25 protein-coding genes and 1 tRNA gene are annotated in these 26,956 nt (G+C 64.8%); 13 read left to right on the top strand and 13 right to left on the bottom strand.

Features of this window, described 5'->3' with window-relative positions:
* Window positions 1–59 precede the first annotated feature (59 nt).
* Genes LZC94_44115 through LZC94_44100 form a run of 4 tightly spaced genes read left to right on the top strand, consistent with a single transcriptional unit; the run spans window position 60 to window position 2,423 of the window.
* Window positions 60–683: a helix-turn-helix domain-containing protein gene (locus LZC94_44115; protein ID WXB14793.1), complete on the top strand. Its 624-nt coding sequence runs from the start codon at window positions 60–62 to the stop codon at window positions 681–683.
* Window positions 623–1,402: an integrase core domain-containing protein gene (locus LZC94_44110; GenBank protein ID WXB14792.1), complete on the top strand. Its 780-nt coding sequence runs from the start codon at window positions 623–625 to the stop codon at window positions 1,400–1,402. Before LZC94_44115 ends, LZC94_44110 begins: the two co-directional genes overlap by 61 nt.
* On the top strand, window positions 1,399–2,211 hold the full coding sequence (locus LZC94_44105; GenBank protein ID WXB14791.1) for an AAA family ATPase: 813 nt from the start codon (window positions 1,399–1,401) through the stop codon (window positions 2,209–2,211). The genes LZC94_44110 and LZC94_44105 overlap by 4 nt, the downstream gene beginning before the upstream one ends.
* Entirely contained in the window at window positions 2,208–2,423 is a 216-nt protein-coding gene (locus LZC94_44100; GenBank protein WXB14790.1) for a hypothetical protein, read from the top strand. The genes LZC94_44105 and LZC94_44100 overlap by 4 nt, the downstream gene beginning before the upstream one ends.
* Before the next feature lie 43 nt (window positions 2,424–2,466).
* On the opposite strand, the gene LZC94_44095 is transcribed toward LZC94_44100, so the two are convergent.
* The 7 genes from LZC94_44095 to LZC94_44065 form a co-directional block, all read right to left on the bottom strand.
* Window positions 2,467–2,961 (bottom strand): ATP-binding protein, encoded by a 495-nt coding sequence (locus tag LZC94_44095; GenBank protein ID WXB14789.1) that lies wholly within the window; start codon window positions 2,959–2,961, stop codon window positions 2,467–2,469.
* The gene (locus LZC94_44090; GenBank protein ID WXB14788.1) at window positions 2,958–3,425 is read right to left on the bottom strand and encodes a hypothetical protein; all 468 of its coding nucleotides are present in this window, start codon (window positions 3,423–3,425) and stop codon (window positions 2,958–2,960) included. The genes LZC94_44095 and LZC94_44090 overlap by 4 nt, the downstream gene beginning before the upstream one ends.
* Window positions 3,407–4,417 carry an IS21 family transposase gene (istA, locus tag LZC94_44085; GenBank protein ID WXB14787.1) on the bottom strand — a complete coding sequence of 337 codons (1,011 nt, stop codon included), beginning with the start codon at window positions 4,415–4,417 and terminating at the stop codon, window positions 3,407–3,409. The genes LZC94_44090 and istA overlap by 19 nt, the downstream gene beginning before the upstream one ends.
* 382 nt (window positions 4,418–4,799) lie before the next feature.
* A complete protein-coding gene (locus LZC94_44080) occupies window positions 4,800–6,185 on the bottom strand; it encodes a hypothetical protein (protein WXB14786.1) in 1,386 nt (461 codons plus the stop codon).
* 704 nt (window positions 6,186–6,889) lie between these two features.
* Window positions 6,890–6,966 (bottom strand) — tRNA-Arg (locus tag LZC94_44075).
* 287 nt (window positions 6,967–7,253) lie between these two features.
* Window positions 7,254–8,420: a PQQ-binding-like beta-propeller repeat protein gene (locus tag LZC94_44070; protein WXB14785.1), complete on the bottom strand. Its 1,167-nt coding sequence runs from the start codon at window positions 8,418–8,420 to the stop codon at window positions 7,254–7,256.
* 418 nt (window positions 8,421–8,838) lie between these two features.
* Complete coding sequence (locus LZC94_44065) at window positions 8,839–9,204, bottom strand: nuclear transport factor 2 family protein (GenBank protein WXB14784.1); 366 nt, start codon at window positions 9,202–9,204, stop codon at window positions 8,839–8,841.
* 399 nt (window positions 9,205–9,603) lie between these two features.
* On the opposite strand from LZC94_44065, the gene LZC94_44060 reads away from it, so the two are divergent.
* Together LZC94_44060 and LZC94_44055 are read left to right on the top strand one after the other, a co-directional pair.
* On the top strand, window positions 9,604–10,281 hold the full coding sequence (locus LZC94_44060) for a pectinacetylesterase family protein (GenBank protein ID WXB14783.1): 678 nt from the start codon (window positions 9,604–9,606) through the stop codon (window positions 10,279–10,281).
* Window position 10,282: 1 nt separating this feature from the next.
* Complete coding sequence (locus LZC94_44055) at window positions 10,283–10,582, top strand: hypothetical protein (protein ID WXB14782.1); 300 nt, start codon at window positions 10,283–10,285, stop codon at window positions 10,580–10,582.
* 329 nt (window positions 10,583–10,911) lie between these two features.
* On the opposite strand, the gene LZC94_44050 is transcribed toward LZC94_44055, so the two are convergent.
* From LZC94_44050 to LZC94_44040, 3 genes are all read right to left on the bottom strand, one after another.
* Entirely contained in the window at window positions 10,912–11,757 is an 846-nt protein-coding gene (locus LZC94_44050; GenBank protein ID WXB14781.1) for a methyltransferase domain-containing protein, read from the bottom strand.
* A gap of 232 nt (window positions 11,758–11,989) precedes the next feature.
* Window positions 11,990–13,213: an anion transporter gene (locus LZC94_44045; protein ID WXB14780.1), complete on the bottom strand. Its 1,224-nt coding sequence runs from the start codon at window positions 13,211–13,213 to the stop codon at window positions 11,990–11,992.
* A 429-nt stretch (window positions 13,214–13,642) separates the two neighbouring features.
* Complete coding sequence (locus tag LZC94_44040) at window positions 13,643–14,362, bottom strand: superoxide dismutase family protein (protein ID WXB14779.1); 720 nt, start codon at window positions 14,360–14,362, stop codon at window positions 13,643–13,645.
* Between the two features lie 1,031 nt (window positions 14,363–15,393).
* Here LZC94_44040 and LZC94_44035 point away from each other — a divergent pair.
* The 3 genes from LZC94_44035 to LZC94_44025 are packed head-to-tail and all read left to right on the top strand — an operon-like array spanning window position 15,394 to window position 19,787.
* Window positions 15,394–18,261, top strand: coding sequence for a protein kinase (locus LZC94_44035; protein WXB14778.1), 2,868 nt, complete (start codon window positions 15,394–15,396; stop codon window positions 18,259–18,261).
* Window positions 18,258–18,587 (top strand): hypothetical protein, encoded by a 330-nt coding sequence (locus LZC94_44030; GenBank protein WXB14777.1) that lies wholly within the window; start codon window positions 18,258–18,260, stop codon window positions 18,585–18,587. Before LZC94_44035 ends, LZC94_44030 begins: the two co-directional genes overlap by 4 nt.
* Before the next feature lie 18 nt (window positions 18,588–18,605).
* Complete coding sequence (locus tag LZC94_44025; protein WXB14776.1) at window positions 18,606–19,787, top strand: cupin domain-containing protein; 1,182 nt, start codon at window positions 18,606–18,608, stop codon at window positions 19,785–19,787.
* A 285-nt stretch (window positions 19,788–20,072) separates the two neighbouring features.
* Here LZC94_44025 and LZC94_44020 read toward each other — a convergent pair whose 3' ends face one another.
* Window positions 20,073–20,366 carry a helix-turn-helix domain-containing protein gene (locus LZC94_44020; GenBank protein ID WXB14775.1) on the bottom strand — a complete coding sequence of 98 codons (294 nt, stop codon included), beginning with the start codon at window positions 20,364–20,366 and terminating at the stop codon, window positions 20,073–20,075.
* Window positions 20,367–21,180: 814 nt separating this feature from the next.
* Window positions 21,181–22,047, bottom strand: a complete 867-nt coding sequence (locus tag LZC94_44015; GenBank protein WXB14774.1) for an alpha/beta hydrolase — start codon at window positions 22,045–22,047, stop codon at window positions 21,181–21,183.
* Window positions 22,048–22,502: 455 nt separating this feature from the next.
* Here LZC94_44015 and LZC94_44010 point away from each other — a divergent pair, with 455 nt between their 5' ends.
* The 3 genes from LZC94_44010 (at window position 22,503) to LZC94_44000 (ending at window position 25,306) form a co-directional block, all read left to right on the top strand.
* Window positions 22,503–23,171: an alpha/beta hydrolase gene (locus LZC94_44010; GenBank protein WXB14773.1), complete on the top strand. Its 669-nt coding sequence runs from the start codon at window positions 22,503–22,505 to the stop codon at window positions 23,169–23,171.
* Between the two features lie 342 nt (window positions 23,172–23,513).
* A complete protein-coding gene (locus LZC94_44005) occupies window positions 23,514–24,620 on the top strand; it encodes a hypothetical protein (GenBank protein WXB14772.1) in 1,107 nt (368 codons plus the stop codon).
* The gene (locus LZC94_44000; GenBank protein ID WXB14771.1) at window positions 24,620–25,306 is read left to right on the top strand and encodes a hypothetical protein; all 687 of its coding nucleotides are present in this window, start codon (window positions 24,620–24,622) and stop codon (window positions 25,304–25,306) included. Before LZC94_44005 ends, LZC94_44000 begins: the two co-directional genes overlap by 1 nt.
* A gap of 30 nt (window positions 25,307–25,336) precedes the next feature.
* Here LZC94_44000 and LZC94_43995 read toward each other — a convergent pair whose 3' ends face one another.
* Window positions 25,337–25,714, bottom strand: a complete 378-nt coding sequence (locus LZC94_43995) for a GatB/YqeY domain-containing protein (protein WXB14770.1) — start codon at window positions 25,712–25,714, stop codon at window positions 25,337–25,339.
* Between the two features lie 294 nt (window positions 25,715–26,008).
* Between LZC94_43995 and bla the strand changes: the two genes are divergently transcribed.
* A complete protein-coding gene (gene bla / locus LZC94_43990) occupies window positions 26,009–26,860 on the top strand; it encodes a class A beta-lactamase (GenBank protein ID WXB14769.1) in 852 nt (283 codons plus the stop codon).
* Window positions 26,861–26,956 lie beyond the last annotated feature (96 nt).

The raw sequence follows: 26,956 nt of genomic DNA, 5'->3' as shown, positions 1-26,956 counted from the left end.
CTCCATTCCCGTAGGCGCTCGGGCGTAGGGTCGTCCGGCGCAGAAATGGTGTATACTGCATGCAATCGCTCACTCCCAAAGATCACGCCGAGGCGGTCGCGCTTTATCGAAGTGAGATCGTAGGCTCCCTCACGCGCCGCGAGCTCGATCGCGGCCAGTTGGCCGAGGCGCTCACCGAGCTTTCTCAGCAGCGCTTTCGTCCACCACGAGGCCACTCGTCGCGCACCTACTCGGTCGCGACACTCGAGCGTTGGTACTACGCGTACAAGGAAGGAGGCCTCGAAGCGCTGCGTCCGCAGGCCCGTTGCGACCGTGGTCGGGGGCGCGAGATGCCCGTCGCCCTGCGCGAGCTTTTGGTCGACATTCGCCACGAGCATCCGTCGGCATCGGTGCCGCTCATCCTGCAGACGCTCGGAGCCGACGGGCGCCTCGAGCCGGGCACCGTCAGCGCGTCGACGGTGCGCCGTTTCTTCGCCGAGCGCGGGCTCGACAAGGCATCGCTGCGCGCCGGCGGTACGCGCGGCAAGATGCGGTTGCGTTGGCAGGCCGAGCATCCGGGCGCCCTCTGGCAGGGGATGTCTGCCATGGCGCGCCGCTCGTCCATTCGTCCGGCTCGACGACTGTGCGCATCCACGCGCTCATGGATGATGCGTCTCGCTACGTCATTGCACTTGAAGCCATGACCTACGAGCGCGAGATCGACATGCTGTCGGTCTTCGTACGCGCCGTGCGCAAGCATGGTCCCCCCGACGCCATGTACCTCGACAACGGCGCCACCTACCGCGGCGAGACGCTCTCTCTCTCGTGCGCCCGTATGGGCACCACGCTGGTGCATTCCAAGCCGTACGATGCCCCGGCTCGCGGCAAGATCGAGCGCTTCTGGCGTACGTTGCGCGAAGGGTGCCTCGATCACATAGGCTCGCTCACCTCGCTCCACGCCCTCAACGTCCGGCTCTGGGCGTGGCTCGATGAGCACTACCACAAGACCCCTCACGGCGCGCTGATGGGCAAAACGCCGCTCGAAGTCTTCACCGCCGCTGCAAGCGAGCCCGATCCCTTCGACGAAAGAAAGCTACGCGCTGCACTCACCGTCCACGCCCGTCGTCGCGTCCGTCGCGACAACACCATCGCAATGGATGGCGTGGACTGGGAGACCGATCTGCACTTTCTTGCCGGCCAACTCGTCTCCGTCTCGCGCTGCCTGGTCGATCCGAGCGAGCCGCCATTCATCGACCACGAAGGCAAGCGCTTCGTCCTGCACCCGGTCGACCCCGTGCGAAACGCAACGCGTCCGCGCTCGGCACAAAACCTCGACGAGCCTCACGTTGCACGTGTCGCATTCGACCCATCGCGCGCGCTGCTCGACAAGGCGCTCGGCAGAAAGCCGGAGGGATCGCGATGAGCCCCGAGACGCTCTCCCACTTCGGTTTGAATCAAGAGCCATTTTCCAAGGAGATCGACGACGCGGATCTATGGCTGCCCCCCAGCAAGCACGCCGTCCTCGACGAGCTCACCGACGCGGTGCACGCTCGAAAAAGCGCCGTCCTCACCGGCGAGCCGGGCGCCGGAAAAACCTGCCTCTTGCGCGCGTTGCGGCACGCGCTCAAGGCCGACACCTTCCGTCTGACCTATTGCCACAACGTTACGCTCGGCCGGCGCGATTTCTATCGCCAGCTATGTCTCGCCCTCGGCGTTCCCCGTGGTGCCACTGCTGGTGATGTCTTCTTGTCCGTGAGTACCCACGTCGAGGAGCTCGCCAAAGAGCGCGTCTTCCCCGTCTTCCTCGTCGACGAGGCGCACCTGCTTCATCAGGACACGCTCGACCATCTCCACATCTTGCTCAATTACGCATGGGACAGTCGCGCACTGTTGTCGCTGCTGCTGGTCGGGTTACCCGATCTCGACGACCGACTGCGCCTACGGCGCAATCGGTCGCTCTATTCGCGATTACACCACCGCGTTTCCATCGGGTCGCTCACCGCCGACGATACGGCCGATTACGTCCGCATGCGAGTCACCCGCGCCGGCGGACCGAAAGATCTCTTCGCCCCCGACGCCGTCGCCATGCTCCACGAGGCGGCCGCCGGCAGCCTGCGCGACACCGATCGCATCGCCACCGCCGCTCTGCGCTTGGCAGTCCGGCGCAAACGCAAGACCATCGAACGCGAGCTCCTCGCCCGCGTCCTTCACGCCGAAGGAATTGCCACATGAATCGCGTGACCCTCGAAGCGGCCGCCCTGCGCGTCGCCATCACCCTCGTCCGGCGTACGCTCCGCGACGTCTACCTTCCAGGCGACGACGCCTTCGAGCCTCACCAACGTGACGTAGGCCGGGTACTCGAGTTGCTCGACCAACTCGAGATCGCGCTGCTCCGCCTCGACATCGCCCTGGACCGCGACCGCATCGGCTCGCAGCCCTTCTGACGCAGACCGCCCGCCACCGCGCCGTCTGCGTGATGCCCATCATTTAGCCGGCGCGGAACGACATCAAATTAAAGGCGTGGCAACACCGGGCCTCGGTCAGTGCCCGGACCAAGTCGGAGGCGCGGTAAAAGAGCACGTGGTGGCCGCGCTTGATGGCCTCGATGGCGAGCGCGATGGCCAAGTGCGTTTTTCCGGTGCCCACGGGGCCCAAGATCACGATGTTGCGCGCCGTCGGAATCCAGGCACCACGAGCCAAGTCTTCGACGCGGGCGCGTTCGAGACCGTGTGGCCTCCGCCAATCGAATTGCGACATCGTTTTGTGCACGGGCAGACGAGCCGCTCGCATGCGGCGCCCAATCGCGTGCTCGGCGCGGACTGCGAGCTCGGCGTCGAGCAACGCCCGCAAGTACTGCAACGGTGACCAGCCTTCGGCCAGCGATTGACGTCCCAGCGTTTCGCACTCTCGTGCGACGGTCGGCAGCTTGAGTACGCGCGTATGGGCGCGTACGGCGGCCAAGAGCACGTCGTCGGTGCTCATGCCGATGCCCTCTCGAGAAGCACGTCGTAGCGCGATAGGTCGGGCGTCTCGACCGCGTATTCCGATAATGCCAGCGGGACAGCGGCGAGGGTTTCGGTGCGCCTTGTGCGTTGCAGAAAGGGCACCAGCGTACCGCACGCAAGGGCGGTGATGATGGCTTGCTTGACCCGACCGACTCCCTCGCGGTCAGCGCGCTCCAACCACGGAGCCAGTCTTCGTGCAGCTTCGATCAGGTCGGGCGAATACCGATTGCAAAGCGTCTCCCAGAGCTCGGGCCATGGTGAGCCGAATTGTACCACCAACTCGTGAGCGACCTGGCGCAGAGCTTGTGGCTTGCGCGATAGTGGCAGTAGCAAATGCCGATAGTCGATACTTCGGCCACCGAAGGCCACGCGAGGATGGCAGATGGTCTCGTCGCCTTTGGCGAAGGTGACGGTGTCGATGCCTAGGAATAGGTCGACCATCTGACCGCACCACCGACTGGGCACCGAGCGCCCGCGACGAGGTAGCTGGCGTGGTGGCGAAGCTGCACGGTGCGCACCTGGCGGCCGTCAAAAGGCGCTGGGAGAGGCCGCAGCGCGCTGCGCTCGCGGGCCCAGGCCTCGACGTACATCGGATTGCGCGAATGCTGAGCATCGAGGCGTGCTTGCAAAGCCGTGGTCATGGCGGCAAGTGATTCACCGCGCGGAATGGGCACCAAATGCTGGCGACGTACGTGTCCTCCGCGGCGCTCGACTCCTCCCTTGTCGTGGCCTTCGCCGGGGCGGCAAAAACGTGGCTCGAAGGCGTAGTGGGCGCAAAGCGCGGCAAATCGGGGCCGAAGCAGCCGTGGCGCCCCGACGAGGATCTTGGCCACGGCCGCGCTCAAGTTGTCATAGGCCACGGCGGCCACCACCCCCGCGAAGTAGGTAAACGCCGCAACGTGAGCCGCTAAGAACCAAGTGGCGTCTTGTTGCGCGCAGAGCATGGCGAAGTCGCGCCCTGAGTGCATCAAGCGCATCACGAACATCCACGCCTTCTGGCGAATCCCCGAGGGCTCGACCCACACTTCGAAAAAATCCACCTGTGCGAGCTCGCCGGGCGTGTACACCAGAGGAACAGTCACCTCACGCTCACCGCTACGAAATTCGGCCACCAATCGCCGCACGGTGCGCTCGCTCGCCGTGTGCCCGTTTTCACGCAATAGCTCCCACAGCCGCTTGGCCGTCAGCCGCTGTTTGCCCGCCGTAAAGGATCGGCGCGCTCGCCAGATAGCCGCGGCCGCCGTGGCCACCTCGTCGCGCACCGGGCTTGGTCGGACCTGTTTTTCTGGCCTTGGAACCGGAATCTTGTTGGCCCTCACGTATCGCCGAATCGTGTTTCGCGACAATCCGAGCTCCCGCGCCACTTCTCGAATCGGAACCCCTTCGCTCGCCACCTTGTGTCGAATCACTGCCACCACGTCCATCGGCACCATCCCCGGACGACGACTCCATCGCCCGCTCGCCTGTCCACCCCTTTCAGGGGTGGGTCAATTTTCCCTGGCCGAAACTGCTCCCCCCCGCGCTTCGCTCCGCCGGGTGGGTCAATTTCTGGTGGCCGTCGTGGGTCAATTTAACGTGGCCGCGTACAACGCCGCGCCGTTCTTCACGACGTCGCTTGCAAGCGCGAGGTCGAACTCGCGCTGCGAGGGCTTCCCGCATCGGCGGGCTGGGAGCGGGCGCCGTCTGATGGGGGGTCGACCGCGCGACCAAAATGATCCCCTCCGTTCGACTCCAGGAGTAGAACCACGGATCCTGCGCCCAAGCCTCAGAGCCCGGTGCGCTGTCGTCGAGCTCCCCGTAGCACACCGTGGAAAGTTAGGCGCTTGAGGCTACCGAAGATTCCGCCGCGGGGTCGGTCGGCTTGACGTCTGGAACGTCGGGAAAATTCGGATATATAGCCCGAATTGCACGAGCTACGGCTAGCAGCCACTTTTTCGATATGCAGAACTCGAATACTGGACGCCATTCGTCTTCGCTATTCGCACTAGAAGAGATTTCGAGGACTCCTTCGATCACGCTCTCGTACCCCATGTAGCTTTTGAGCGTGTCATTCGTTGCGAGGGCTCGTACAAGTCGCTTCCGTTGATCAACGGTCCACCGCGCACGAAGATCTTCGTCGTTCAGCGCTGGCCTGAGGTCTCGAAATGTCGTAAACAACGCCTTACCCTCGAAACGAGCTACAATCTCGTCGAGAACCGCAGTGTCACGCGACCTTTGTGCGAGACCAATCAACGATCCATCGCCAAGGCGCGGAATTCGTTTGACTACGCATTCGCGCAGATCGACTATTTCAAGCGCATCGTCCAGTACCATCGGGGCCGCACCCTCAACAAATGTTCGCAGCTTACCTTGCATCGCACGTCCCAGGGCCGACCAAGCAAGGCTGACGCGGCGGCAATAGTGCACGAGGCGATGTAGGTTCGAGTCTGGGACGGAATCTGCTAATTTGTCGAACTTTTCGCGAAGGAGCCTCTCAGCTTCAGCGTGATGCAACGAGACCGTTGCTGCGAGTGCCGCGTGCGCCCGTGCATCTGCCCGCATATCCTCGTTTTGGTCGTACGGTCCGAGAAGCTTCTTCGTTAATTCGATAATGAGCATTCGAACCAACGAGGGCCGTGCACGCGTGAGACGGAGCTGAATCCTCTCGACTGCCTCCAGCTGATTTAGGGGGAAGTATTCCGACGAAACGTCTGCCCAGACCCGCTCCCAGGCCTCGCGCCCCTGCAATGGGGGTCGAGAAAGGAGGTGCGTGACGGCGTTTCGCATGTGCACGCGCGCCAGTTCGGCAGGAGGCTGATATGGCTCATCAAGTGTGAGGAGCGACGGATGTGCGCATCGATGTCGGTCGAGTCGAAGGCGCTCAAGATCCTCGTGTTCGATCGGCGTGAGGAGTTCGAATTTGACAGCAGCATCGGCAAGAACTTGCCCCTCAAGCTTCTGGGCCAGCGGGATGTTGCTACTTGCTCGCGCGTTTTCGAATTCGAGTAGAACGTTCGCCGCTTCTTTATTTCCGGCGAGTTCCAGCTCCCGCAGCTTGCCGAGATAATCGAAGACCACGGCGGTCCACGTTGCGACGATGCTGGCTCGATAAGCCCCGGCGCGAAAGCAGGCAACAGCCTCACCAAAAGCGCGTTTCGCATTCTCAGCGCGGCACGCAATGAACAAATCGTCGAGATCGGCCGGGCGTTCGCTGTTTATCACGGCCCTCAGAATACCTCGGAATAGGGCCGAAGAGTCGACGCCCCGTTGTTCGGTGACATTGTCACATCCCGCGTCAGCCAAAGCCCCCCAACGGATGGGCGCAGGGAGGCTCCTTACGTCAGGGCGGCGGCCATGCTCGCTGGTGCGCGTGACGTGAGGTTTCGCCCTATGGACAAGACCGCGTACAGCATGGCGCCTTCCTCTTTCTCGGCGCTGTCGGTGCAGGGCTGCCGCCAGGTCGTGCCGTCATAGCTTGCGCCGCGGTGCTCCGTGTCACCGCTGCGGGATGGCGTTTGAGCGTCTCGAGGAGCGACGCGGGAGCCCGTGGTCGTCGTCTGGATGCGACCGATGCATCACCGGGCGCGTTCGGCCGAAGAGCGTGGGCGTCTGCGTGCCGCACGGGCTCGGCGCCGACGCTGCGTCCGCGATCGAAGTTGTGCACGCCCGCGGATCGGGTCTCCGTTCTTAAGGCGCATTCTTAAGAACATCCAGACCTTCGGAGCGGCCGGAACCGGTCTCTACTTGTCTGAGGCGCCGAGAAGCAGTCTGAGTAAGCGAAAGCACCTTCTTTGCGTGCACTCTGCAGCCAATTCTCATTCTTTGTGAGAACGAGCCAGCAGTGCAGATGCTCTAATTTCCAGCCCCTAACGCAAAAAACCCAGGGCCGGAACCCTGGGTCTGCTTCTTCCGCTTTAGCAATTGAGTGGCGCGCCCAGGAAGATTCGAACTTCCGACAACTGGTTCCGTAGACCAGTGCTCTATCCAGCTGAGCTATGGGCGCCCTTGCAAGGCCGGGAACATACTCGCGTAGCTCACGCTGTCAACCACTCTGTGAGAACAAGCCGACAGATGCTCGTTCTCGCGCGCGAACACCCGTAAAATTCGGCCCAGTCGCTCGACCGCGATCAAAGCGAGCTCGTCTTTATATCAATGCAGAACGCATGCAAACGATGTCCCGCCGCGTACCCCTTCCCGCTCCGTTTTCCCTTCATCCGCTCGGATCCCCGAAAGCCCGCGAGCTAAACCCGTCGGTCGGCCCCCACCCGACGCGGCACATGCCGCCTTGCGCTAACGCAGCGGAACGCGTGCGATGAACGGCTCCGGGTACGTCTCGACGGCCCAGTCGTCGTCGTGGCCAAAGCACTCGACGGGATGAAGGTCGCAGTAAGGCCAGACCTTCGCGTCGGCTTGAATGGACAGACCATCGAGGGTCAGTCGCGCCATGTAGGTTCCCACGACCCAGAGGGAGCCCGCGCTCATGACCGCCGCGTCGCCGCGGACGAAAGGAGAGACGGTTTTTTGGTGCGGAAGCCCCACGATGGGCTGGGACACAAGGGTGAAGAGCGTGCGGACTGCGCCCGTTTGCAGGTCGAGTGCGCAGTAGGTGGCGCGGGTGTCGTCGAAGCGGCGGCGGCGGATTGCTACTTCGGTGTTGCGCAAGGTGCGGGGGCCCTTGGGCGGGGCGCCGCAGTCGGTGCCGCCGCTTGCTGCCCAGAGGCGTTGGCCGGTTTCGGCGGAGAGACTCACGAAGGTTGGGTCTTCGTCGTTGAGACGGACGACGATCCGGTTGCCGTGAACCGCAACGATGGAGCCGGGGTAGAGGATTTGCGGCGAGGCCAGATCGGCCAACCATAAGCGGTCGCCGGTCCAGGAGAATGCGTGGAGACGTCGGGACGTGGAGGTGGGATCTTGCGAGGCGGTTAGGATGAAGCCTTTGCCGGATGCGGTTGCGTCGTTGTCGAAGGTTCCGGCGATGGCTCGGCGTGTGATGAGGTGGCCCGTCGCGGCGAAGTGGACGATTTCCAGGTGGGGGCCTCCTTCGATGACCTGCCCGCCCACGGCCGTGAGGCTTCCGTCGGTGCGGGCGAAGAGCTTTGGGGGTTCCCTGTTTTCATAGCGCGCGCCCGGTATGTCGAATTGTCCGAGCAGCTCTCCGTCGCTCCCGAAGTGCACGACGCGGGCGGTTCGCTGTCGCTCCGTTGGAAACGGGGTGATGGGCGCGTGCGTCCTGCACGCGGCATCCCATTCGTCGCCCGTGGGGCGCCCGTTGCCCGCGTCGAGCCAAATGGGGCCGACGGTCATGACGAACACGTCGTCGGTCGGCCCTACGACCAGCTCTTGTGCGATTCCAGAGTTGCACGTCGTGAAATGATGCACCCACCGGAGCTGCCCCGAGGATGAAACGCGGGCTGCGAACTCGTCGCCGTGATCGGGCCATGAGGCGAATCCGGCCATGATTACGTCTCCGCCTGCGGCGCGCGATAAAGCTTGCACGTGCTGCGTGTCGACGTGCGTCGGGTACGGTATGGCCACCAGGGACGTGCGGGGTGGCGTCTGCCACGAGCCTCGGAGCGCTTGCGTGCTCGCGCATCCACCGAGCCCTGTGGCGCTCAACGACAGCGCCATGACGGCTGCGGTCTGCTTGCCAAAATACGGTAGGTCGCGAGCTCTCCTCGTGGGTTTCGGCGGCACTCGAGGAGGGACGGATGACGGCGGGTTTGATTCATGGGTTCGAACGTCGAGGCGTTCGAGAAACGTCGAGGCGTTCGGAAACGTCGAGACGTTCGGAAAACGTCGAAGCGCTCGAGAAACGTCGAAGCGTTCGAGAACGTCGACATCGAGAGAATCGAAAACGTCGTGGAGCGAATAGGCGCTACGCGCCAAACAACGCGCGGGGGTCGAAGAAGACCTCGTTCCGAACGATTTTGGCGCCGTCCACGTCGACGATATCGAGTCCATGGCACGTCCTGTCGTTCAGGGTGGCTTTCCATTTCAGCGTGAATCCACGCTCGGTCGAGAAGAGCTCCACGATTTCCCAGCGCCAATCGGGATAGCGGGGAAGAAGTCGATCGAAGTACGCTTTCAGGCGTTCCTGGCCTCGGATCCCCTCGGGATGAGCGGGGTCACAGTACAGCGCGTCGGGCGCATAGAATGAAAGCAGGCGCGCCACCGCTGGCGCCCCGCCTGTCCAAGCAGCAAGCCAATTTTGCGCAAACTCACGGGCAGCCGTTTCGTGCATCCAATGAGAATAACCCGAATGTGGCAATGTCCAGCCCCACGATCACGCGCCGAGCCGAGGTGGGCCTCCGCGCAGTGGGATCCCGGACGCCCCGCGCAGTGGGATCCGAGACATCCCGCGCAGTGGGATCCCGGACGCCCCATCCCGCATGGGATGCAGATGCGAAGACGTGGCCGGCGCCGTGAACCTTTTACGATGGTTCGGCTAGAAACATGATGCGACTCGGCGTCATCGACCATCTCGGTGTCCTCGCGATCGCTCACGTCGTTTAAGGCGGCCAGCAGCCCGCCGATGCTGCCGAGCCAACGGGTCTCGGGGTGGGTAAGCGCCTGCACCGCGGGTCTTGCGCTGCTCGTGGCGTCGAGCTCCGCGTGCAGTTCGTCGTCCGATGCAGGACGCATGAGCAATGACGGAGGTGCCGCAGCCGTTCCATCGGCACCGCGGCCGCCCGCGAAGACATGGACGTGGGTCGACATTCCCGGCATGACGTGCGGCAACGGACAGCCCACCGGCGTGGGTGTCTATGTGGTCCCCGAATCGTCCGAGACCATCTTCTACATGGCGGGTGGTGGGGCGTGCTGGGACGGTCCTACGTGCTATGGGCTCAAGGCGGCGAGCTATATGGACTCGGGATTCACCAAGAGGGATTTCGAGTCCGATCGACAGGCGGTGACCGTCCAGAGCCTCCCGGACGGGAACACGCCACTTCGTGGCCGGAACATGGTCTATGTCCCGTACTGCACGGGGGATGACCACGCGGGAAACAACGTCATTCGGTACGATGACAAGGGTTCGAGCCGGACCGCGCATCATGTCGGTTATGAAAACGTCGGGCGGGCTCTCGATTACGTCGCGACCATCTGGCCTGCGATGAGCCGATTGATCGTCATGGGCGTGAGCGCGGGCGGCTTCGGCACCGTGTTCAACTTCGATCGCGTGCAGCGACGGTTTCCCGAGGTGCGCGTCGATGGAATCGACGATTCGGGGGCCGATGATCGAGCCGGCGCCCGGGCTCTGGGAGACGGTGAAGACCCGCTGGGGTCTACAGCTTCCGCCCGATTGTCCCGCGTGCCATGAAGTGTCCGGGTATTTCGATTTTCTGGCCACGAAGTATTCGAAGGGCCCGAATCGATTCGCGCTCGTCTCGTACACGTTCGACAGCGTCATCGCAGGCTACATGGGGCTCTCGGCCTCGGCGTTCAATGCGAAGCTCGAAGAGCTGGGGACGAAGATTGCCTCGTCGTGGCCGGCGGCGCGCTATTATTACATTCCGGGCGCTCTGCACGTCGGCTTGGTCTACGATTCTTCGCCTGGCTTTTATGCCTGGCTGAGGGCCATGCTCGAGGATGATCCGAAATGGATCAACCACCCGAATTGAGTAGCAAGCTTGCTACGTAGCGCCGTTGATACGTAGCAAGCTGCTACATAGCGTTGTTGCTACGTAGCGGTGTTGCTACTGCGACGCGCGCGCGGTGGGTCGAAGGACCACCGTCTCTCGGACGCTCCGACCATGAGGCCGTCTCTCGGAACGCTCCGGATACGCCGCGCGCGCTCGAAGGACCGCCGTCTCTCGGACGCTCCGACCATGACGCCGTCTCTCGGACGCTCCGACGACCCCACGCGGCGGCTCGAACAGTCACCATTTCCCGGAACGCTCCGGCCGCGCCGCATGCCGCGCGCAGCGCGAATGGCGCCATTTCTTGCCCGCTACTTTCGCACTTCGACGAGCAATCGCGTCGTGTGTGCGATGAAAGACCCGTGCCGCTGAATGCGCTCATGAAGCTCGTGGAACTCCGTACGGTACGGATCGATGGAAAAGGCAGACACCTTGCTCAGCATCCTTCGTAGAAAATAAATCACGGCCGCGACGTCGTGGAACTCGGTGCGAACGAACTCGCGACGGAGATCGAGGACCTCGAGTCCGACGTCGGCGGCCGCCGCCTCGACGTCGAGGGGCCGCCTACGAACGTGGGACTGCCCGACGACGTCGTGGAACAGATCGAGGACGCTCATGGCGTCGACTTGCTGCGAGAAGAAGGTTCCACCGGGCTTCAGCACGCGCGCGATCTCTTTCCACTCGGTCACCGCGGGATGGCGGCTGGTCACCAAATCGAATGTGTCGTCGCCAAAGGGAAGCGGCGATGCATCGTGATTGGCGACGACGGCCACACCGCGCGGGCGCAAAAGTTTCGCGGCCTGCACGATATTCTCCGGCCGCGCTTCGGTGGCCACCGTTCGCACGGCGAGACGCGGAACGCTCGCCAGGATTTCTCCGCGCCCGGTCTGTACGTCGAGCGCATCGCGGGCCCGCTCCATGCGCTCCGCCACCATGCGGCCGTATTGCCACGGGGGCCGCGTCTCCGTTGCGCGCCAGGAATAGCCCCAACCCTCGATGGGTGCGGACTCGGCCTCGGAGACCAATTGCTGGAATGTCGAGAGACGACGCAGGATCATTGTGTCGTATGATGTCCGCAGCTGAAAGATGTCTCTTTGAATACAGCGCTCCTTTCCTCGATTAAGCGCGATGGATCCGACCGATCCCGGCGTCAGCACAATAACGGCAACGATCCACCGACGGGCGACGTGGCATCATCGTCATTTTCATCGCCTGCCGAGAATGAAACGGTGCGTCGTGAATGGCTTCACGAAGCGGGCGACAACATCGTACCGAGGAGTTCGCCCGCGCGGCGCATGCGTTGTTGAGGTGCACAATTCGCGTGGAGATTGCCGCACAATCGCCACACGCCACACTGCGCGATACGCTACGCGTGCAGATATGTGCACCTCAGCGGGGAAGCCACCACCACCCGAGCCATAAGGTCCCGATGGCAAGGCTTACGAGCCCCGATGGAATACCGACTTTGATGAAGTCGACGAGCGAGATGGTGGCCCTTCCCTTCGCGCGCTCGACGACGATGATGGTCGCGATGGAACCGGGGAGGGTCAGGTTGCCCGCCAAGGTCGAGGCCATCGCGAGGGTGAGCCATGCCGATTCGGCGTGAGGCAGATGCGGCACGATGGATTTGAGCACCATCACGGCGGGTACGTTGCTCACGACATTCGACAAGATGGCCGTGATGATCGTAAGGCCCAGGGGGCTCTCGGGGCGCAGCGGCTGGAGGATGCGGAGCAGGTACTCGGCGAGGCCGGCCTTTTCGATCCCGCCGACGACCACGAACAAGCCGGTGAAGAGGGCGAGCAAGGTCCAGTCGATTCGCACGTACAACCGCTTTGGATTCACGGCGCGCGTGAGCAGCATCATCGATGCACCGAAGAGCGCGGCGATGACCGGAGGGACTCCGGCTACGAACGCCAACAGAACACCGCCGCCCACCACCCCGCTCTTCCACATCCAGCGGCGGTAGACCATGGGCGCCTTTCCCTCGACCCTCGGTGCAAATGGAGCACCGAGGCTCGAACGGTACAAGAACGCAATGGTGGCGACATTTGCAACGAGCGCGAGGACGGCCACGGGAACGAGCGCCTGGGCGAAGCGCCCGTAGGAGATGTGCGAAAGGGAGCCGATGAGAATGTTTTGCGGATTGCCGGTGATGGCCGCCACGCTGCCAATGTTCGACGAGGTGGCCAGCGCCAAAAGATAAGGGCGCGGATTGCGCTCGAGCGACTCGGCAATCTGCAGAACCAGCGGGGTGAACGCGATGCAAACGACGTCGTTGATGAGAAATGCCGACAGGACGGCCGATGTAATGGAGATCCCCACGAGCAGCGCCATGGGGCTTCGCGCCCGCCGGGTCACCCACCAACCAATGATGTTGAACGCGCCGGAGATCTCGAGTGCCGCCGAGAGCACCATCATGCCGAAGAGTAGACCCAGGGTCCCACCGTCGACCGCCGCCTGCGCCTCGGGGAGCGTGAGGACCCCGAGGACCACGAGCAAAACGCCCCCAATGATCGCGGCGGCCACGCGGTCCGAACGCAAGCCGGGCACCCGGCCCACGGAAAATGCAACATAGGTGAAGACGAAGATCAGGAGCGCTTCGGTGGCCACCTCAGCAGAATTAGCGCGTCAGGGGTGTGCGTGGATAGCCTGATGCATCCGAACACCTCGTTTGCACGCGCCATCCATCCGGCGCACCGTGCGAAGAGGGCGCTCGCTCACGAAGAACTCGCTCGGGCGCTTCGCTCCCTACGATCGAACACCCTTCGCCCCTCGCGACCGATCACGCTCCGCTCCTCGCGACCACCCCACTTCGCCCCTCGCGACCGATCACGCTCCGCTCCTCGCGACCACCCCACTTCGCCCCTCGCGACCGATCACGCTCCGCTCCTCGCGACCACCCCACTTCGCCCCTCGCGACCGATCACGCTCCGCTCCTCGCGACCACCCCACTTCGCCCCTCGCGACCGATCACCTTCGCCCCACACGACCGATCCCCTTCGCCCGACGCGCCCGATCCCCCATCACGCCCGCAAAGCTTCATGGAATGACCCCACAAGCAATTCGATTGCCGGCATTTCCGGTATTTTGGGTCAGTGTAACGGCGTCGGGGCCGTTGGGGGTATACTGATTCACGGCGGCGCCGGTGGGCACATTTCCGAAGTTGTCGGCCCCGAGGTGGATGATGACGGCGCGGCGCGTGAGCTCGGCCAGACCGAAGCGGTCGAGGGTGAAGACCATGGAGCCTTTTCCGTCTTTGTCGATGAATAGAGATGGCATGTCGCCTGCGTGGGCTCCGTGAACGGAGTTGCCTGGATTGTAGTGGCCATCGGCCGAGACGAAATGGGTATTGGCGGGTTGCGCGGGATCGGCGATGCATCCCACCCCGTTGGCGGGGTTGTCGTTCGCGTGGATGTGGAATCCATGATAGCCCGCGAGCGCCGCCGGCAAGGTCGCGAAGACCTCGACCCGCGTGGAGTGCTCGGACCGCGCGACGAAGGCGACCCGGGCGACGACGTTCCCGTTGGGATCCTTCAACGCGGTGAACTTCGCCGTTCCGAGCGACAGTGCCTCTTGCGCCTCCTCGCTGAAGACCTTTTCGTCGCCGGCTGCCCCGCTCGCCGGGCTCCACTCCAGCGATTCCGTCGCGGGCCTCTCCTCGACCGGCGAGGGGGGCGCCGCCCGCGAGGAGCTGCATCCGAGAAATGCGCTGCCGAGAACGAGTGCGGCACCTGCCCCAACGAGCTGTTCGCGTTTCATGGGAAGCCCTTTCTCACCAGCTCACCAGGAAGAGGTGAGCTCCAGATTCGACCTGTCGCTTCTATTGGATTGGGCTGGAGAGTGGTGCCTCCGGGAGCCGATCGTCAACTCCAAATGAGTTGATAGAAAATCGCAAATACATCCCCTGCAGCTTATAACACCATATTGGCTCTACAGCGGAAGCGCGGAAGACGTGCGCACAATCGAGCTTTCCGAACCAGACTCATAATTCGACGTTGGAATGCCATCCATCCGGAGATGCTCCTCGACTTCACCACCGGCTCGGAAGCGTTGCGAACCGACGATTCGCCCGAATGCTTCGTTCTCGGAGGATTCGGTTCGGAAGCGCGCGCAAAAGAAGACCAGGACGAAAAGAAGACGAGGAGGCGAAAGCATGACGGCGACGCAAAGAAGACGAGGACGGACGCCCGCGACGAGGTCGCAAGGGACCGGCGAACGTCGGGCTCCGCGCCCTCGGACCGCGTGGTCCGAGATGCCACGCGCGCCAAGCAGCTGAGCAGGATGGCGCCGAAATCATCGCCCGCGTGCCGCGTTGGGTCGACGTCGCCGGCAGCCCGCCGTGCGCGGAGCTCGGCACGCCACCGGAAAGCGTCCGCCCTCGCGAGCATCGGGGCGGCGCGGGACGCGGGCGAACCGAGACGCGAGCGAAAGGAGACGCGGCCCCGAGAGACGCGGACGAAGCAAAACACGCCGCGTGGGCAGCTCGAAACGACTCCTTGCGCAGGCCGCAAACGACCGCGCCCCGCGACGGCCGACGTGCCGCGTAAATGGATTCGACCGCCCAGCTGAATGGTAGTCGGATGTCAATTCGTAGCTATTGCAATTATTTCCGGCGGGCGGCTGAATGGAGTTGCAGCACCTCGCGCGACCCTGCATCATCGTGCACGTTTGCTGCAATGGCGGGGAGGCCGCGCTTGGAAGCGCCAGTCGATATCCAACCGGCTTTGCCCCTCGGCGCTTCAGGAGTGTCAGGCAGCGATCCTGGTATTGGGCCTGGTATTGGGCCCGCTTTGGAGCCTGGTTTCGGCCGTACGATCCCTGATTCGGGGTCCGGTGGACTGCAAGTAGGCGTCTCCATCTTCGGGCACCTGCGGCTCGAGCAGCTCCTCGAGCGCGGGGAACAATGGGTTCTCTACCTTGCGGACGATCAGCAACGTCGTGAGCTCGTCCTTGTGGTGTTTGCCATCTCGGGCGAAGCTCTGACCAAGTGTTTGGCTGGCCCCGCCACGGGAACCGTCCTCGACCGGACCATGTTCGGCGTGTGGCACATGGCCGAGGTCGCGCTCGAGGAGGCGCACCTGGAAGCCTTCGCGCGCCGGATCCTCGCAGCGCCTCTCCCTTCTGCTTCTTCTTCCGCTTCTTCCGCGTCCGAGCCCCCGGAGAGCGCGACCCTGTCGTCTCCGATTAGCTCCGCGAACCGGCAGCTCGCCAACGGGAATGTCTTTGCCGCGCGCTACCGAATCGAGGATGTGCTCGGCAGAGGTGGTATGGGAGAGGTGTACCGCGCCTTCGATACGACATTTGAACGCGGGGTCGCGCTCAAGGTCGTTCGGGTCGATGCCGAGGGTACGACGGAGCAGCGCGACCAAGCCAAGCAACGTCTCTTGGGCGAGGCCCGCATGGTCTCGACCTTGCGGCACCCGCATATTGCGGAAATCTATGACGCGGCCGAAAGCTCCGGCCTGCCCTATCTGGTGCTCGAGCTCTGCGACGGCGGCAATCTTCGAAAGGCCATGTCCGAGAACGCGAGCCAGGCCGAGCGCCTGCGCTGGCTCACGGAGATCGCAGAGGCCCTCGCGTACGCGCACGATCACGGCATCGTGCACCGCGACGTCAAGCCGGAGAACGTGATCCTCACCCGCGACCGAGCTGCAAAAGTGGCGGACTTCGGCATCGCCAAGGCGCTCGCGTGGACGGGCACCGATACCGCCGGCATCGTCGGGACGCCGCGCTACATGGCGCCGGAGCAGCTCCTCGGGGGCACCGTCGACGCGCGCGCCGATCAATTTGCGTGGGGCGTTCTGGCCTACGAGGTGCTCACGGGGGCGCACCCGCGATCGACCGGCGTCGAGAGGCTCTCCCAACGCTCCTCGCCGCAGGATATGCCCGGGGTGCCGGCGCACGTCGCGCGCGTGATCCGCCGCGCCATGTCCGTCGAGAAGACCGCGCGCTACCCCGATTTCCACCGGCTGCTCGCCGCGCTGCGCGCCGGTGGCGCGTCGGTGTTGAGCCGAACGAAACGGGGCGTGCTCCTCGGCGCGCTCGCGGCCATCCTGATCGGCTACACCGTTATTTTGTCGGGGGCGGCCCGCCGGCCGCCGGTCACCCCGCGCGAGCCTGCGGAGACCACCGCGCTGGTCGAGCAGGGGATCCAGCTCTGGTCGGATGGCTCGAGCAGCGCGGCGCGGACCCGCTTCGCCGAGGCCGCGGCGCGCGATCCGAACGACGTCCGCGCCCACTTGCTGTCGTTCGCGGCCGCCAAACGGATCGACGCCGTCGCGCGCAGCAATGCGCGCGTTGCCCTCACCTTCCACGGCCGCCTGACCGAGCCCGACGGGCTTCTGCTCGAAGCGCTCCGGCCGCTCGTCGACGAGCCCACCGACGTGACGGGCAGCACCCAGCGCCTCGAGGAGCTGGCGCAACGTTATCCGAGCAACAAAGTGGTGCGGCTGGCGCAGGCGCAGCATTACATCCGTGCACGCGAGCCTCGCCGGGCCCTCGAGCTGGCCGCGGCCCTCGACACGACGCTCGCCCCGGCCGCGCGATGGCTCGGCGCGGCCGCTCAGCTCCAGCTGGGGAACGTGGGCGACGGTCGGGCCATGCTGGAGGATTGCATCGCCATCTCGCCGAACGCGACGGACTGCCTCGATTGGCTGGCGCACCTCGAGGCCAACGATGGCCGGTGCGACGCCGCCGAGCGGGCGACGCGCAAGCTGATCGCCAAAAATCCGGACGAGCCCATGGCGTATGCGCTCCTCGCCAATATCGTCCTCGCGCAAACGCAGTCCACGGCGGCGACGCGAGGTATTCTGGAGACACGCATCGAGCGCTCCGCGCCGGATACGCGGAAAGAGCTGGAAGCGTTGTTGGCCTTGTTCCTCCACGTCTTCGACGGCGAGTTCGATGCGGCGCTCCGCGACGTCGACGCCTGGCAATCTGCCGGGACGTCGAGCGATGCGATGCTCCGATCGATGCCGTTCCTCTGGCGCCTCGAGATCGCCCGCGAGCTCGGCCTCGACGAGGATGCGCGCCGCGCCGCCCGCGAGGTGGCCTACCGAAGCAACGCGTGGCTGCCGAACGACATCTACGACGCGGGCATCGAGAACCTGCGGGCCCTCTATCTCACGTCGCAAATATCGCGATCCGATTTCCGGCGCGCGCGGGACGCGGCAGCTGCCAAACAACTCGAGCGCGGTGGCTATTTCTCGGCCCCCGGCGTCCGCTGGTTCGAGAACTACGTTCGGCCCGCGCGCGACGCGGTCGATGCCGAAGACGCCATCGCCGCGAGGCCCGCCGACTCGGTCATCGATCTGGTGGAGCGCGACGCGGGCGTCGACTCGAGCCTGGGGTTCGTCTATTTGCGCGCCGGGCGCATCCACGAGGCCATCACCCTCCTGCGGCGGGCCACCTCGGCGTGTTCGACCCTTCCGAAACCACAAGATTACGTGCACGCGCTGCTCTGGCTCGGAGAGAGCCTCGATGCGAAGGGCCAGCACGCCGAAGCTTGCAGCGCGTACAGCAAGGTCGTCGAACGATGGGGCCGCGAGCCCCGCAGCATCACCGCGCGCCGCGCGCGGGCGAAGCTCTCATCGTGCCCAAAAGAAGTTTCCACTACACCGGAGCCCTCGGGCGTCCAGATTGCGAGCGAAGGACCGTGAACCCCTCGATCAAGCCCATTGCAGCCACGATCGCCCTCCTCGGCCATGTCACGGGGTGCATCGCCGACGCGGCGCCGAACGAGTCTTCCGTGAGCGAATCCGCTCAGGCGGGAGCAGGTCTCCCGACGACAGGATCCGAGCCCGCCGCGCGCGAGACGGGGGCCGGCGAGGCTCAGGCAACCGCAACGCCCGCCGCGGGTGATGCGCGGGGCTCGTCCGCCGAAACGAAGCTGCTTCGCGTGACCGGTCGGTCCATCGGTCCGGTCACCCCCACGTCATTCGCCATCGTCGGTATGGTGCAGCCCGATCCGAGCGCCACGCGCTAATCGCACTAGGAACGAACGATGGACCTACACGCGCCGGATCGTGCGGTGAATCGGTGGCTATCGCCATTTCCCGATTGCGCCCAGGAGATCGTCGAACGCCGCGCGCAGTTCTTCCCCGCGACGGCCGAGCGCGCGGCCGCCGTCACGAGCCTTCTACCCTCGTGGGAGGTGGAGGATCTCGCGCTGGACGCGGGCGACGACCCCATCGCGTGGTTTCGAACGCGCGAGGGGAAACATCGCACGACACGGGTCCGCGCCCACGCGGCGGGCCTGCTGCACGAGGCGGGCATTACCCTTTACCTGCGCAAGCTGCGGCGGTTGGAGAGCCTGCAGGCGGATATCGCGCGCGCGCTCGGAATGCCGGCCACGTACGTGGATTGCAGCGTGTTTTGCAGTCAGCCGGGCGCCTCCACGCAACCCCACTTCGATTCGGTGGCGACGCTCACTGTTCAGGTCAAAGGAAGCAAGACGTGGCACATCGCGCCCAATACGCACGCGCCGCAGCCGACGGAGACCTGGGTCACACGTGAAGAGGTCTCTCACGAACTGCGCCTGTATGCGCATGAGCCCTTTCCGCCGGGCATACCCGATCATCTCGCGGAGACCCACCGGCTCGAGCCCGGGGCGATGCTTTACGTGCCACGCGGATATTGGCATGACACGCTCTCGAGCGAAGAGTCCATCGCGCTTCATATTCACCTTCAGTCGTGCCCCTGGGCGGATGTGGTCACCAAAACGCTTCGCGCGCAGCTCCTTCGCGACGAAGCGTGGCGTTCGACGGCCTACACGCTCTGGGGCCACGCGGGCCCCCATTCGTGGGACGCCGCCGCCGCCCTCGAGGCCCTCCGGCGCGCGGTCGCGCGGTTGAGCGTCGATGATTTGCAGCGGCCCGCCCCGTGGCTCCCAGGCCCGGCGGATCGCGTGATCAGCCGCGCGCGCTCCGCGATGGGGGTCGTGAGCACGGACAATGGCCGTCACACCGTTCGCCTCTCGGCGGAGGAGTTCGGGCTCGAGGACGCGACGACGGTCGAGATGTCCCAGTCGTACCTCGCGGCCACCCTCCTCGTCGCGCGAAGCCGGGAGCCCCTCTCCGCGCAGGATCTGGCGGCGCACGTCCCCGAGCTCTCGCTCGACGAAGCGCTCGGTCTGGTGCACCTCCTTTGCGATAGCGGCTACGCGCGCCGCGCCAGCGAACGCTAACGGAGCAGCGTTCGCTCGAAGACGCTCCAAGAAACTTGCAGGCACAAGCTCTGGCACCGAGCTCGTGTACGTGCTTACACTGCAATAGGCATTTGCCGTCCGGAGCGGGACACCGTCCTGAAAGTGGAATCGATATCTAAACTTCCTATCCGGCCGGAATACCCAAACGGATCACCGCCGGCTCTACTTTTATCGACTCACGGTACGGGACAGTATCCACTGTTGCAACGCGGCGAGCTGCGCGTGGGAGCGCGTTGCGCTCGCCCGTACTGTCCCGTCGATTGCTTACCGATTGGGTGTTTCGGTCTCGCCCTCGGCGGGGGCGGATTCGAGCGCGCGGATGCGTTGCCACCGACGCTCGAGGGCTTTTCGATCCATACCGAGCAGGCGCGCGGCTTGGCTTTTGTTGTGACCCACGCTGCGCATCGTCTCGACGATGGCTGCGCGTTCGATGACTTCGAGCTTGTTGCCAAAGCTGCCGGGGAGCGTGAGCAGCTTGCTGGCAATGGCGTCGAGCTCCGTAGATTGAACTTCGCGCTCCCCCTCTTCCGAGATTCGGGGGTTTTCAACGTTTTGCATGTGTACGTGCCAAAGAGATAAGGATGTGGAACCGAGGCGCGGTCGGTCAGAAATGTCCGCGTTACCCTAGGAGGTAAGTGCTATCCGGTTTCCCTAGACGATCTGCGACTGCCGTTTCAATGGGTAGTGTGTAACTTCTCTGAAACAAGGCCGTCAATTGGATACCGACGAACTCGACGGGGATCGCGATGGCGCGCTCGACGCTTGGCGTCGTGGTTCAGGGCGTACGTACGCGCTTTTCTCTTTGGTGTGTCTTATATTTCGACAGCCGTACAGCTGCGGAATCCTCAGCGTCTCACGATGTAGAGGATATTTGCGGTTTCAACGCAGATTGCCCAATATCGGGCGCCCTCCGACTCACCGCGGGCGCGGCGCGAGGATCTCGCCGGGCTTCAATGGGGCGATGGGCGCCATTTCTGGCTAGGCGCGGGCCCGCGCGCGCGCGGCGACGAACGCCGCCTTGGCCGCGACATCGAACTGCATATCGCCTTGGGCGGGCTCGGCGCTCCTTCGTTGAGCGCGGAATCGCGCCTCCGCACCGCTGGATCCGTTCGCAGCAGATCACGAAGCAAGCCATGATCGAGGTGCGGCTCGGCCGATGACCTCCAGGTCCCCGACCCATCGGTAACCGATGCCCGCGAGCCGCTCGATCACCGGCGGGAGCTCGCTGCCGGATCGGTCACGATATTCAAGTCGATGATCGACTTGGCGGCCAAGTCGGCTGCGCGCGATTGTCGTCGAGGACGGCGATTCGACGGCCGGACGGCATGGTGCTGCGAGCATACCGCGCGTCATCGAACGCCGTCATTCTGCGTCAGCGCGCGCCCTGCGCGGCTTGGACGATGAGATCGGCGACGGCGTCGGGGCGCGACACCAACACCGCGTGCGACGCGTCGACCTCGACGACGCGGGCCTTGGCCCGGGCGGCCATGAAGCGCTCGCACTCCGCGGGAATGGCCTGGTCCGCGCGGGCCACCAGCGCCCAAGACGGGATGGTCTTCCAAGCCGGCGTCCCCGGGAACGGCCCGCCCAACGCGCTTCCCTCGATCGGCCTTTGGGTGGCGGCCAAGATCGCGGTGGTGCTGGCGGGGAGGTCGGCCGCGAAGACGTCGCGGGAGGCGTCCGGTTTGATGTACGTGTCGACCCCTTTGCCGCCCGAAGGCGTGGCGTACGGAACGGGGTTCGTGGTGGTCGGCGCCAATTTGCTGCCGGGGAACTTGGTGGTGAGCCCGATCGCGCTATCGCCGGGCTCGGGGAGGAAGGCTGCAACATACACCAATGCTTTGACCGCCGGGACGCTCTTCGCCGCCTCGGAGATCACCATTCCACCATACGAGTGTCCCGCGAGGACGATGGGACCTTGCACGGTTTTGAGCACGCTGGCGACCGAGGCGGCGTCGGACTCGATGCCGCGCAAGGGGTTCGGCGGTGCAATGACAGGATAGCCGCGCTGCTGTAGACGCTGAACGACTCCGTTCCAGCTGGATGAATCGGCAAACGCGCCGTGGATCAACGCGATGGTGGGCTTCGGGCTCGGATCGTCCATCTTCGCCTCCGGGCTCTTGTTGGCAGTCGCGTCTTCCGCTTTGGGAGCAGCGCTCCCCGCGCCCGAGGCCCCACCGCAAGCCGTTGCGCCAACGGCCGTGAGCGCCGAAACCGTAGCAAGGCATTTCCAATTCATGACAGAAACCTCTTCGTGTGACGAGTAAACGCGAGCTCGAAGGTCGCCGCGACGGGCCCGTGCGCCGCGCCGTTCCCGCGAAGTTCGGCCAGGAACCCGGGGCGGAGTCGGAACGGAGCCGGCCCTGTTTGGCGCCATCGTCGCCGGATCGCAGGTCGAGCGAATTTTCTCTCGACGGCGGGCGATCCATCGTCGAAGCACGATTGACGGAGCGGCTTAGTTGCATGACGTCCGAGCGCGAGCAAGCGCGGGAAGGTCGCCGAACTGCGAACGAAGTGTTCGTGCAAAGGCAACGACACCCATCCATCGCCCGGTCGCGACCGTCGATGGAGGCTCGCGTGTCTCCGAAGTTCGAGCTCGATCGTGCGCGGCTCGCGTTTGAATGCAGTGGACGTTTACGCCCTTTCCTGAAATGTTGACCGGTCGAGCGACGGAAGAAAGAAGGACGATCGACGATGAGCACGTACGTACTGATTCATGGAGCCGGAGGTAGCGCGTGGGACTGGCACCTGGTGGAGCCCGAGCTGCGCGCGCGGGGCCACGAGGTGATCGCGATGGACCTGCCGTGTGACGACGATTCGACCGGGCTATCGGAGTACGCGGACGCCGTAATCGCGGCCATCGGCGGCCGCACCGATCTCATCGTCGTAGGCCACTCGCTGGGCGGCTTCACCGCGCCCTTGGTGTGCGACCGGGTCCCGGTGCAGCGGCTCGTCTTCTTGGCCGGCATGATCCCGAAGCCCGGCGAGACACCTGGGGAATGGTGGGCCGCCAGCGGTTACGAACGTATGGCGCGCGAGCAGGAAGCGAAAGGTGAACGCGCCACCGACGAGGTCGCGCTGTTCATGCACGACGTGCCCCCGGAGCTCTTGGCGGAGGCCACGCGCCGCGGACGAAACCAGTCCGGCACGCCCATGGAGAAGCCGTGGCCGCTCCAGACGTGGCCAAGCGTCCCGACGTCGTTCGTGCTTTGTCGTGATGACCGCTTCTTTCCCGCATCGTTCCTGCGGCAACTGGCGAAAGAACGTTTGGGGATCACGGCAGACGAAATCGACGGCAGCCATTGCGTCTACTTGAGCCGCCCCGCGGAGCTCGCCGCCCGCCTCGCCGCATATGCGCCATGAGCCGCGCGGTTCGCGCGCCAAGGGAATTATCGCGGATCCATCAGAGACTCGTCCGATTCGTGGCCCACGGACGCTCCATCCGCTCGGAACCGACATCGTCGTAAAGCTTCACGTGACGGCGGCGTAGCCGCGTCGGAGGCCCCGGCGCGCAACGTCGCCGTCGCGGCTTCCGCGCGGGGCGCAGCGCGACCTTCGAGCGCCGCGCCGTCGCGCGATCCCCGTTTACGTGCGAGACGGTGGGGCGGATCGTCGACTCATGCGAGAAGATATCGCGGTTGAGCATTGGCATCGATCGATCCGAATGCCGCCTCCGAGCGTAGGTGGGCTGGAGGAGGATGTCCGATGAAATCGATAAAGCTCCTAGGCCCCTTCGTGGTCGCCATCGTGGCGGCTCCGGCTGTCGTAGGTTGCAGCAGCGACGATGACTCCAACTCGGGCGGCATGTCGCCTTCGGCCTACGAGCGGCTCGGGGGCCACGCCGGGCTCCTCAAGTTCGTCAAAGGCGAGGTCGAGGACAAGATCCTCAAAGACTCCGACCTGAAGACGTACTTCTTCAACCAGGTCGCGAGCCCCATCCCGGCCGGTCATCCCAGCGCGGCCCAGATCGAGGAGTGCTTCACCCGCCTGGTGGCCTCGGCGGTGAAGGCCGAACAGTACCCGGGCGCCCCGGTCCGCGACGCGGCCAATACGAACACACCGGACTTCACGTGCCGCGATATGAAGTCGTCGCACGTGGGGCTGAACATCGGGGACAAGACGTTCGATAAGTTCGTTGGAATCCTCGCCGCCGACCTGATGCCTTTGGTGGTTCCGGACGGAACGAAGCTCACGGCAGGCCACATCAGCCAATCGGAGTTCAACGTCCTCGCTTCGGCGCTCACGGGCACCAAGTCGGCCATCACCACACAAGGCGCCCCGCCGGGCCCCGGCCCCTTTACGCCTCCGGCGCCGTCGGCCTACGAACGGCTCGGCAAGCACGAAGGACTCTTGGCCTTCGTCAAAGGCGAGGTCGAGAACAAGATCCTCAAAGACACCAACCTGAAGACGTACTTCTTCAACCAAGTCAAAAGCCCCATCCCCGCGGGGCACCCCAGCGCGGCGCAGATCGAAGAGTGCTTCACCCGGCTCGTCGCGTCCGTCGTAGGGGCCGAAACGTACCCGGGCGCGCCGGTGAACGATGCGGCGAACACCAACACGCCGAACTTCACCTGCCGCAACATGAAGGCGTCGCACGCGGGCCTCAAAATCGGCGACAAAACCTTCGACGCGTTCTTGAATATCCTCGCGACGGACCTCATGCCTCTGGTGGTGGCCGACGGGAAGACGCCGGGTGCGGGCCAAATCACGCAATCCGAGTTCAATGCGCTCGCGAGCGCGTTGACGGATACCAAGTCGGATATCACCGATCCCTCGGCCCCCTCCGGCCCTGCACCGTTTCCGGGTGGGTGATGTCCTCCACGAGACTTCGGCGCGCGCTCGTCCGGTGCGGCGCGATCACCGTCGGGTTGGTCGCCGTGATCGGCGTTCTTCATATGCCGATCGGGAGGCCGCTGCTCGCCAAGCTCGGCGTCGGTTGCCCCATCACCAAAGCCACGCCCGAGCAAATCGATCGGGCGCGCGCCATCCCCGCCGCTGGGTACGCGGGCATGCCATCCGCTCCCACGCGCCCCGCGGCTGGCTTCGAGTTGGAGAAGACCACGCTCTCCGATTTGGAAGCGTGGGCCGAGCGGCGGGGAATTCACTGCGAGCGGCTCCATGGCAACGAGACCATCCGCGCCTGCAAGGACGTGGACGCGGTCGATCTCGGGGAGCCAACTTCGTTTGCGCCCGCCGAAGAGGTGGACTTCGAGTTCCGCGCGCGCGGAACGCTCGCCGTCGTCACCGTTCTCCGGCGGAAGCTCGAGGTCGCCCATGCGACGACGATGGTGGCCGAGCTATCGCGAAGGCTCTCGGGGGAGCTCGGCGCACCTGCGAAGAGCGCAGGCGTGAACACCCCCGAGCACTTCGCGAAGGGTCCCCTTCAATCGTACCAAGAGGAGTACGCGTTTGGAGATTATGCGGCCACGCTCTCCGAAACGCGTATCGGGAACACCGGCCTCTTGGTCCGGGCGCAATACTTCTCGCCCGTCCCTTGAGGCGCACGACCGCCGTTCGCCCGCGCGGCCTCACCCCAGCGCGAGGAGCACATCGATCTGTTGCATCAGCGCCTTGGCCTCCTCGTGCCGGCCCAGCGCCGTATACGTCACCGCCGCGTCGCGCCGATCTCGAATCTCGCGCTCGACGATGGCGGTGGCCGCCTCTGGGCTCAAAATCCGTCGCTCCACGTCACCCGCGCCGAGCCCTGCGACGGCGCCTGCAATCACGCCCTCCTGCAGGGGCGGGGCTGCGCTCGAATCCGGCGCTTCCGCGTTCTCGATGGCGGCCAATGTCTCGCGAACGACGGCCAGCGCATGCGCCTGCCGGCTGCGGAGCGCTTCGCGCAGCGCGGCGCGCAAAACGGTCTTCCACTCGTCAACACTTCGAATCGTGCAGCGCGGGTCCATCGAGCGAAATTACTCCAAGCGCTTCGAGGACCGAACGAAAAATAGCGCGACGCGCACCTGTCGAACGGCCGCGTCACGCGCGAGCAACACCGACATAAGGATGGTGGAGGTGGGATCGCCCTCGGCTGGCCCGGGCGCATCGGTTCGATAGAAGCCTGGGAATGTGCCGTGTCCACCGGAGCGTTCTCAGGCAACATGTCCTTCGACCAAATGAAAAGCGGCCTCACACGGCGAAATGCGATGTTGGCCATTGGCGCAACCCTCGTGGCCGGGTGTACCCGCGACGCGAGCCCCATGCCTTCGCGCTCTCCCACACCTGCGCAAGAGCCCGATGCGCTCCGAGCCATCGAAGCGTCCGTTGGGGGCCGTGTAGGTGTATTTGCGCTGGATACCGGCGATCCCAACAAGTACGTGGCACACCGCGCGGACGAGCGCTTCGCCATGTGCTCCACCTTCAAGTGGGCGCTGGCGGCCGCCGTCCTGGCGCGCGTCGATCAGGGAGCGATCGCGCTCGACGAACGGGTCCATTATGGCGAGTCGGACCTCCTCGAGTACGCGCCGGCCACACGCGAGCACGTCGGCGAGGGCTCGATGAGCGTCGATGCGCTCGCAAAGGTGGCGGTCACCAAGAGCGACAACACCGCGGCCAACTTGCTCCTCCGCAAAATCGGCGGCCCCGCCGGGCTCACCCAATTCATCCGCCGCGCCGGCGATCCGGTGACGAGGCTCGATCGCGACGAGCCGACATTGAACGAGAACATCCGCGGCGATGCGCGCGATACCACCTCCCCGCGGGCGATGGTGGGCCTCATGCGCGCGATCCTCTGCGGAAACGTCCTCACCCCCGTGAGCCGCGATCGCCTGCTCGACTGGATGATCGCATGCGAAACGGGGAACGCTCGCTTGCGCGCGGGGCTCCCCGCCAGCTGGCGCATCGGCGACAAGACAGGCACTGGGCTCGCGGGCGCCGTCAACGACGTGGCCATCGCCACCCCGCCTGGACGCGCGCCGATTTTGATCGCGGCGTACACCAGCGATGGCGCCGCATCGAATGAATCGTTGAGCGCGGCATTGGCGGACGTCGCCCGCGCGGTCGCAAAGCATCTCGCACCGGGCGGGGACGAGCGCCACGCACAAGCCCGCTGACGAGCGATCGCAGACGAGCCCGCGCACGAGGCGGAGAGTGCATTTCGCGATCATCCATGTTGCGTAAACGCCACCTTGCGCCCAGGTCGGCGCGCA

This window comes from Sorangiineae bacterium MSr11954, assembly GCA_037157815.1.
Lineage (GTDB): Bacteria > Myxococcota_A > Polyangia > Polyangiales > Polyangiaceae > Pendulispora > Pendulispora albinea.
The sequence above is the reverse complement of the archived record's forward strand: the minus strand, read 5'-3'. Positions and strand labels throughout refer to the sequence as shown.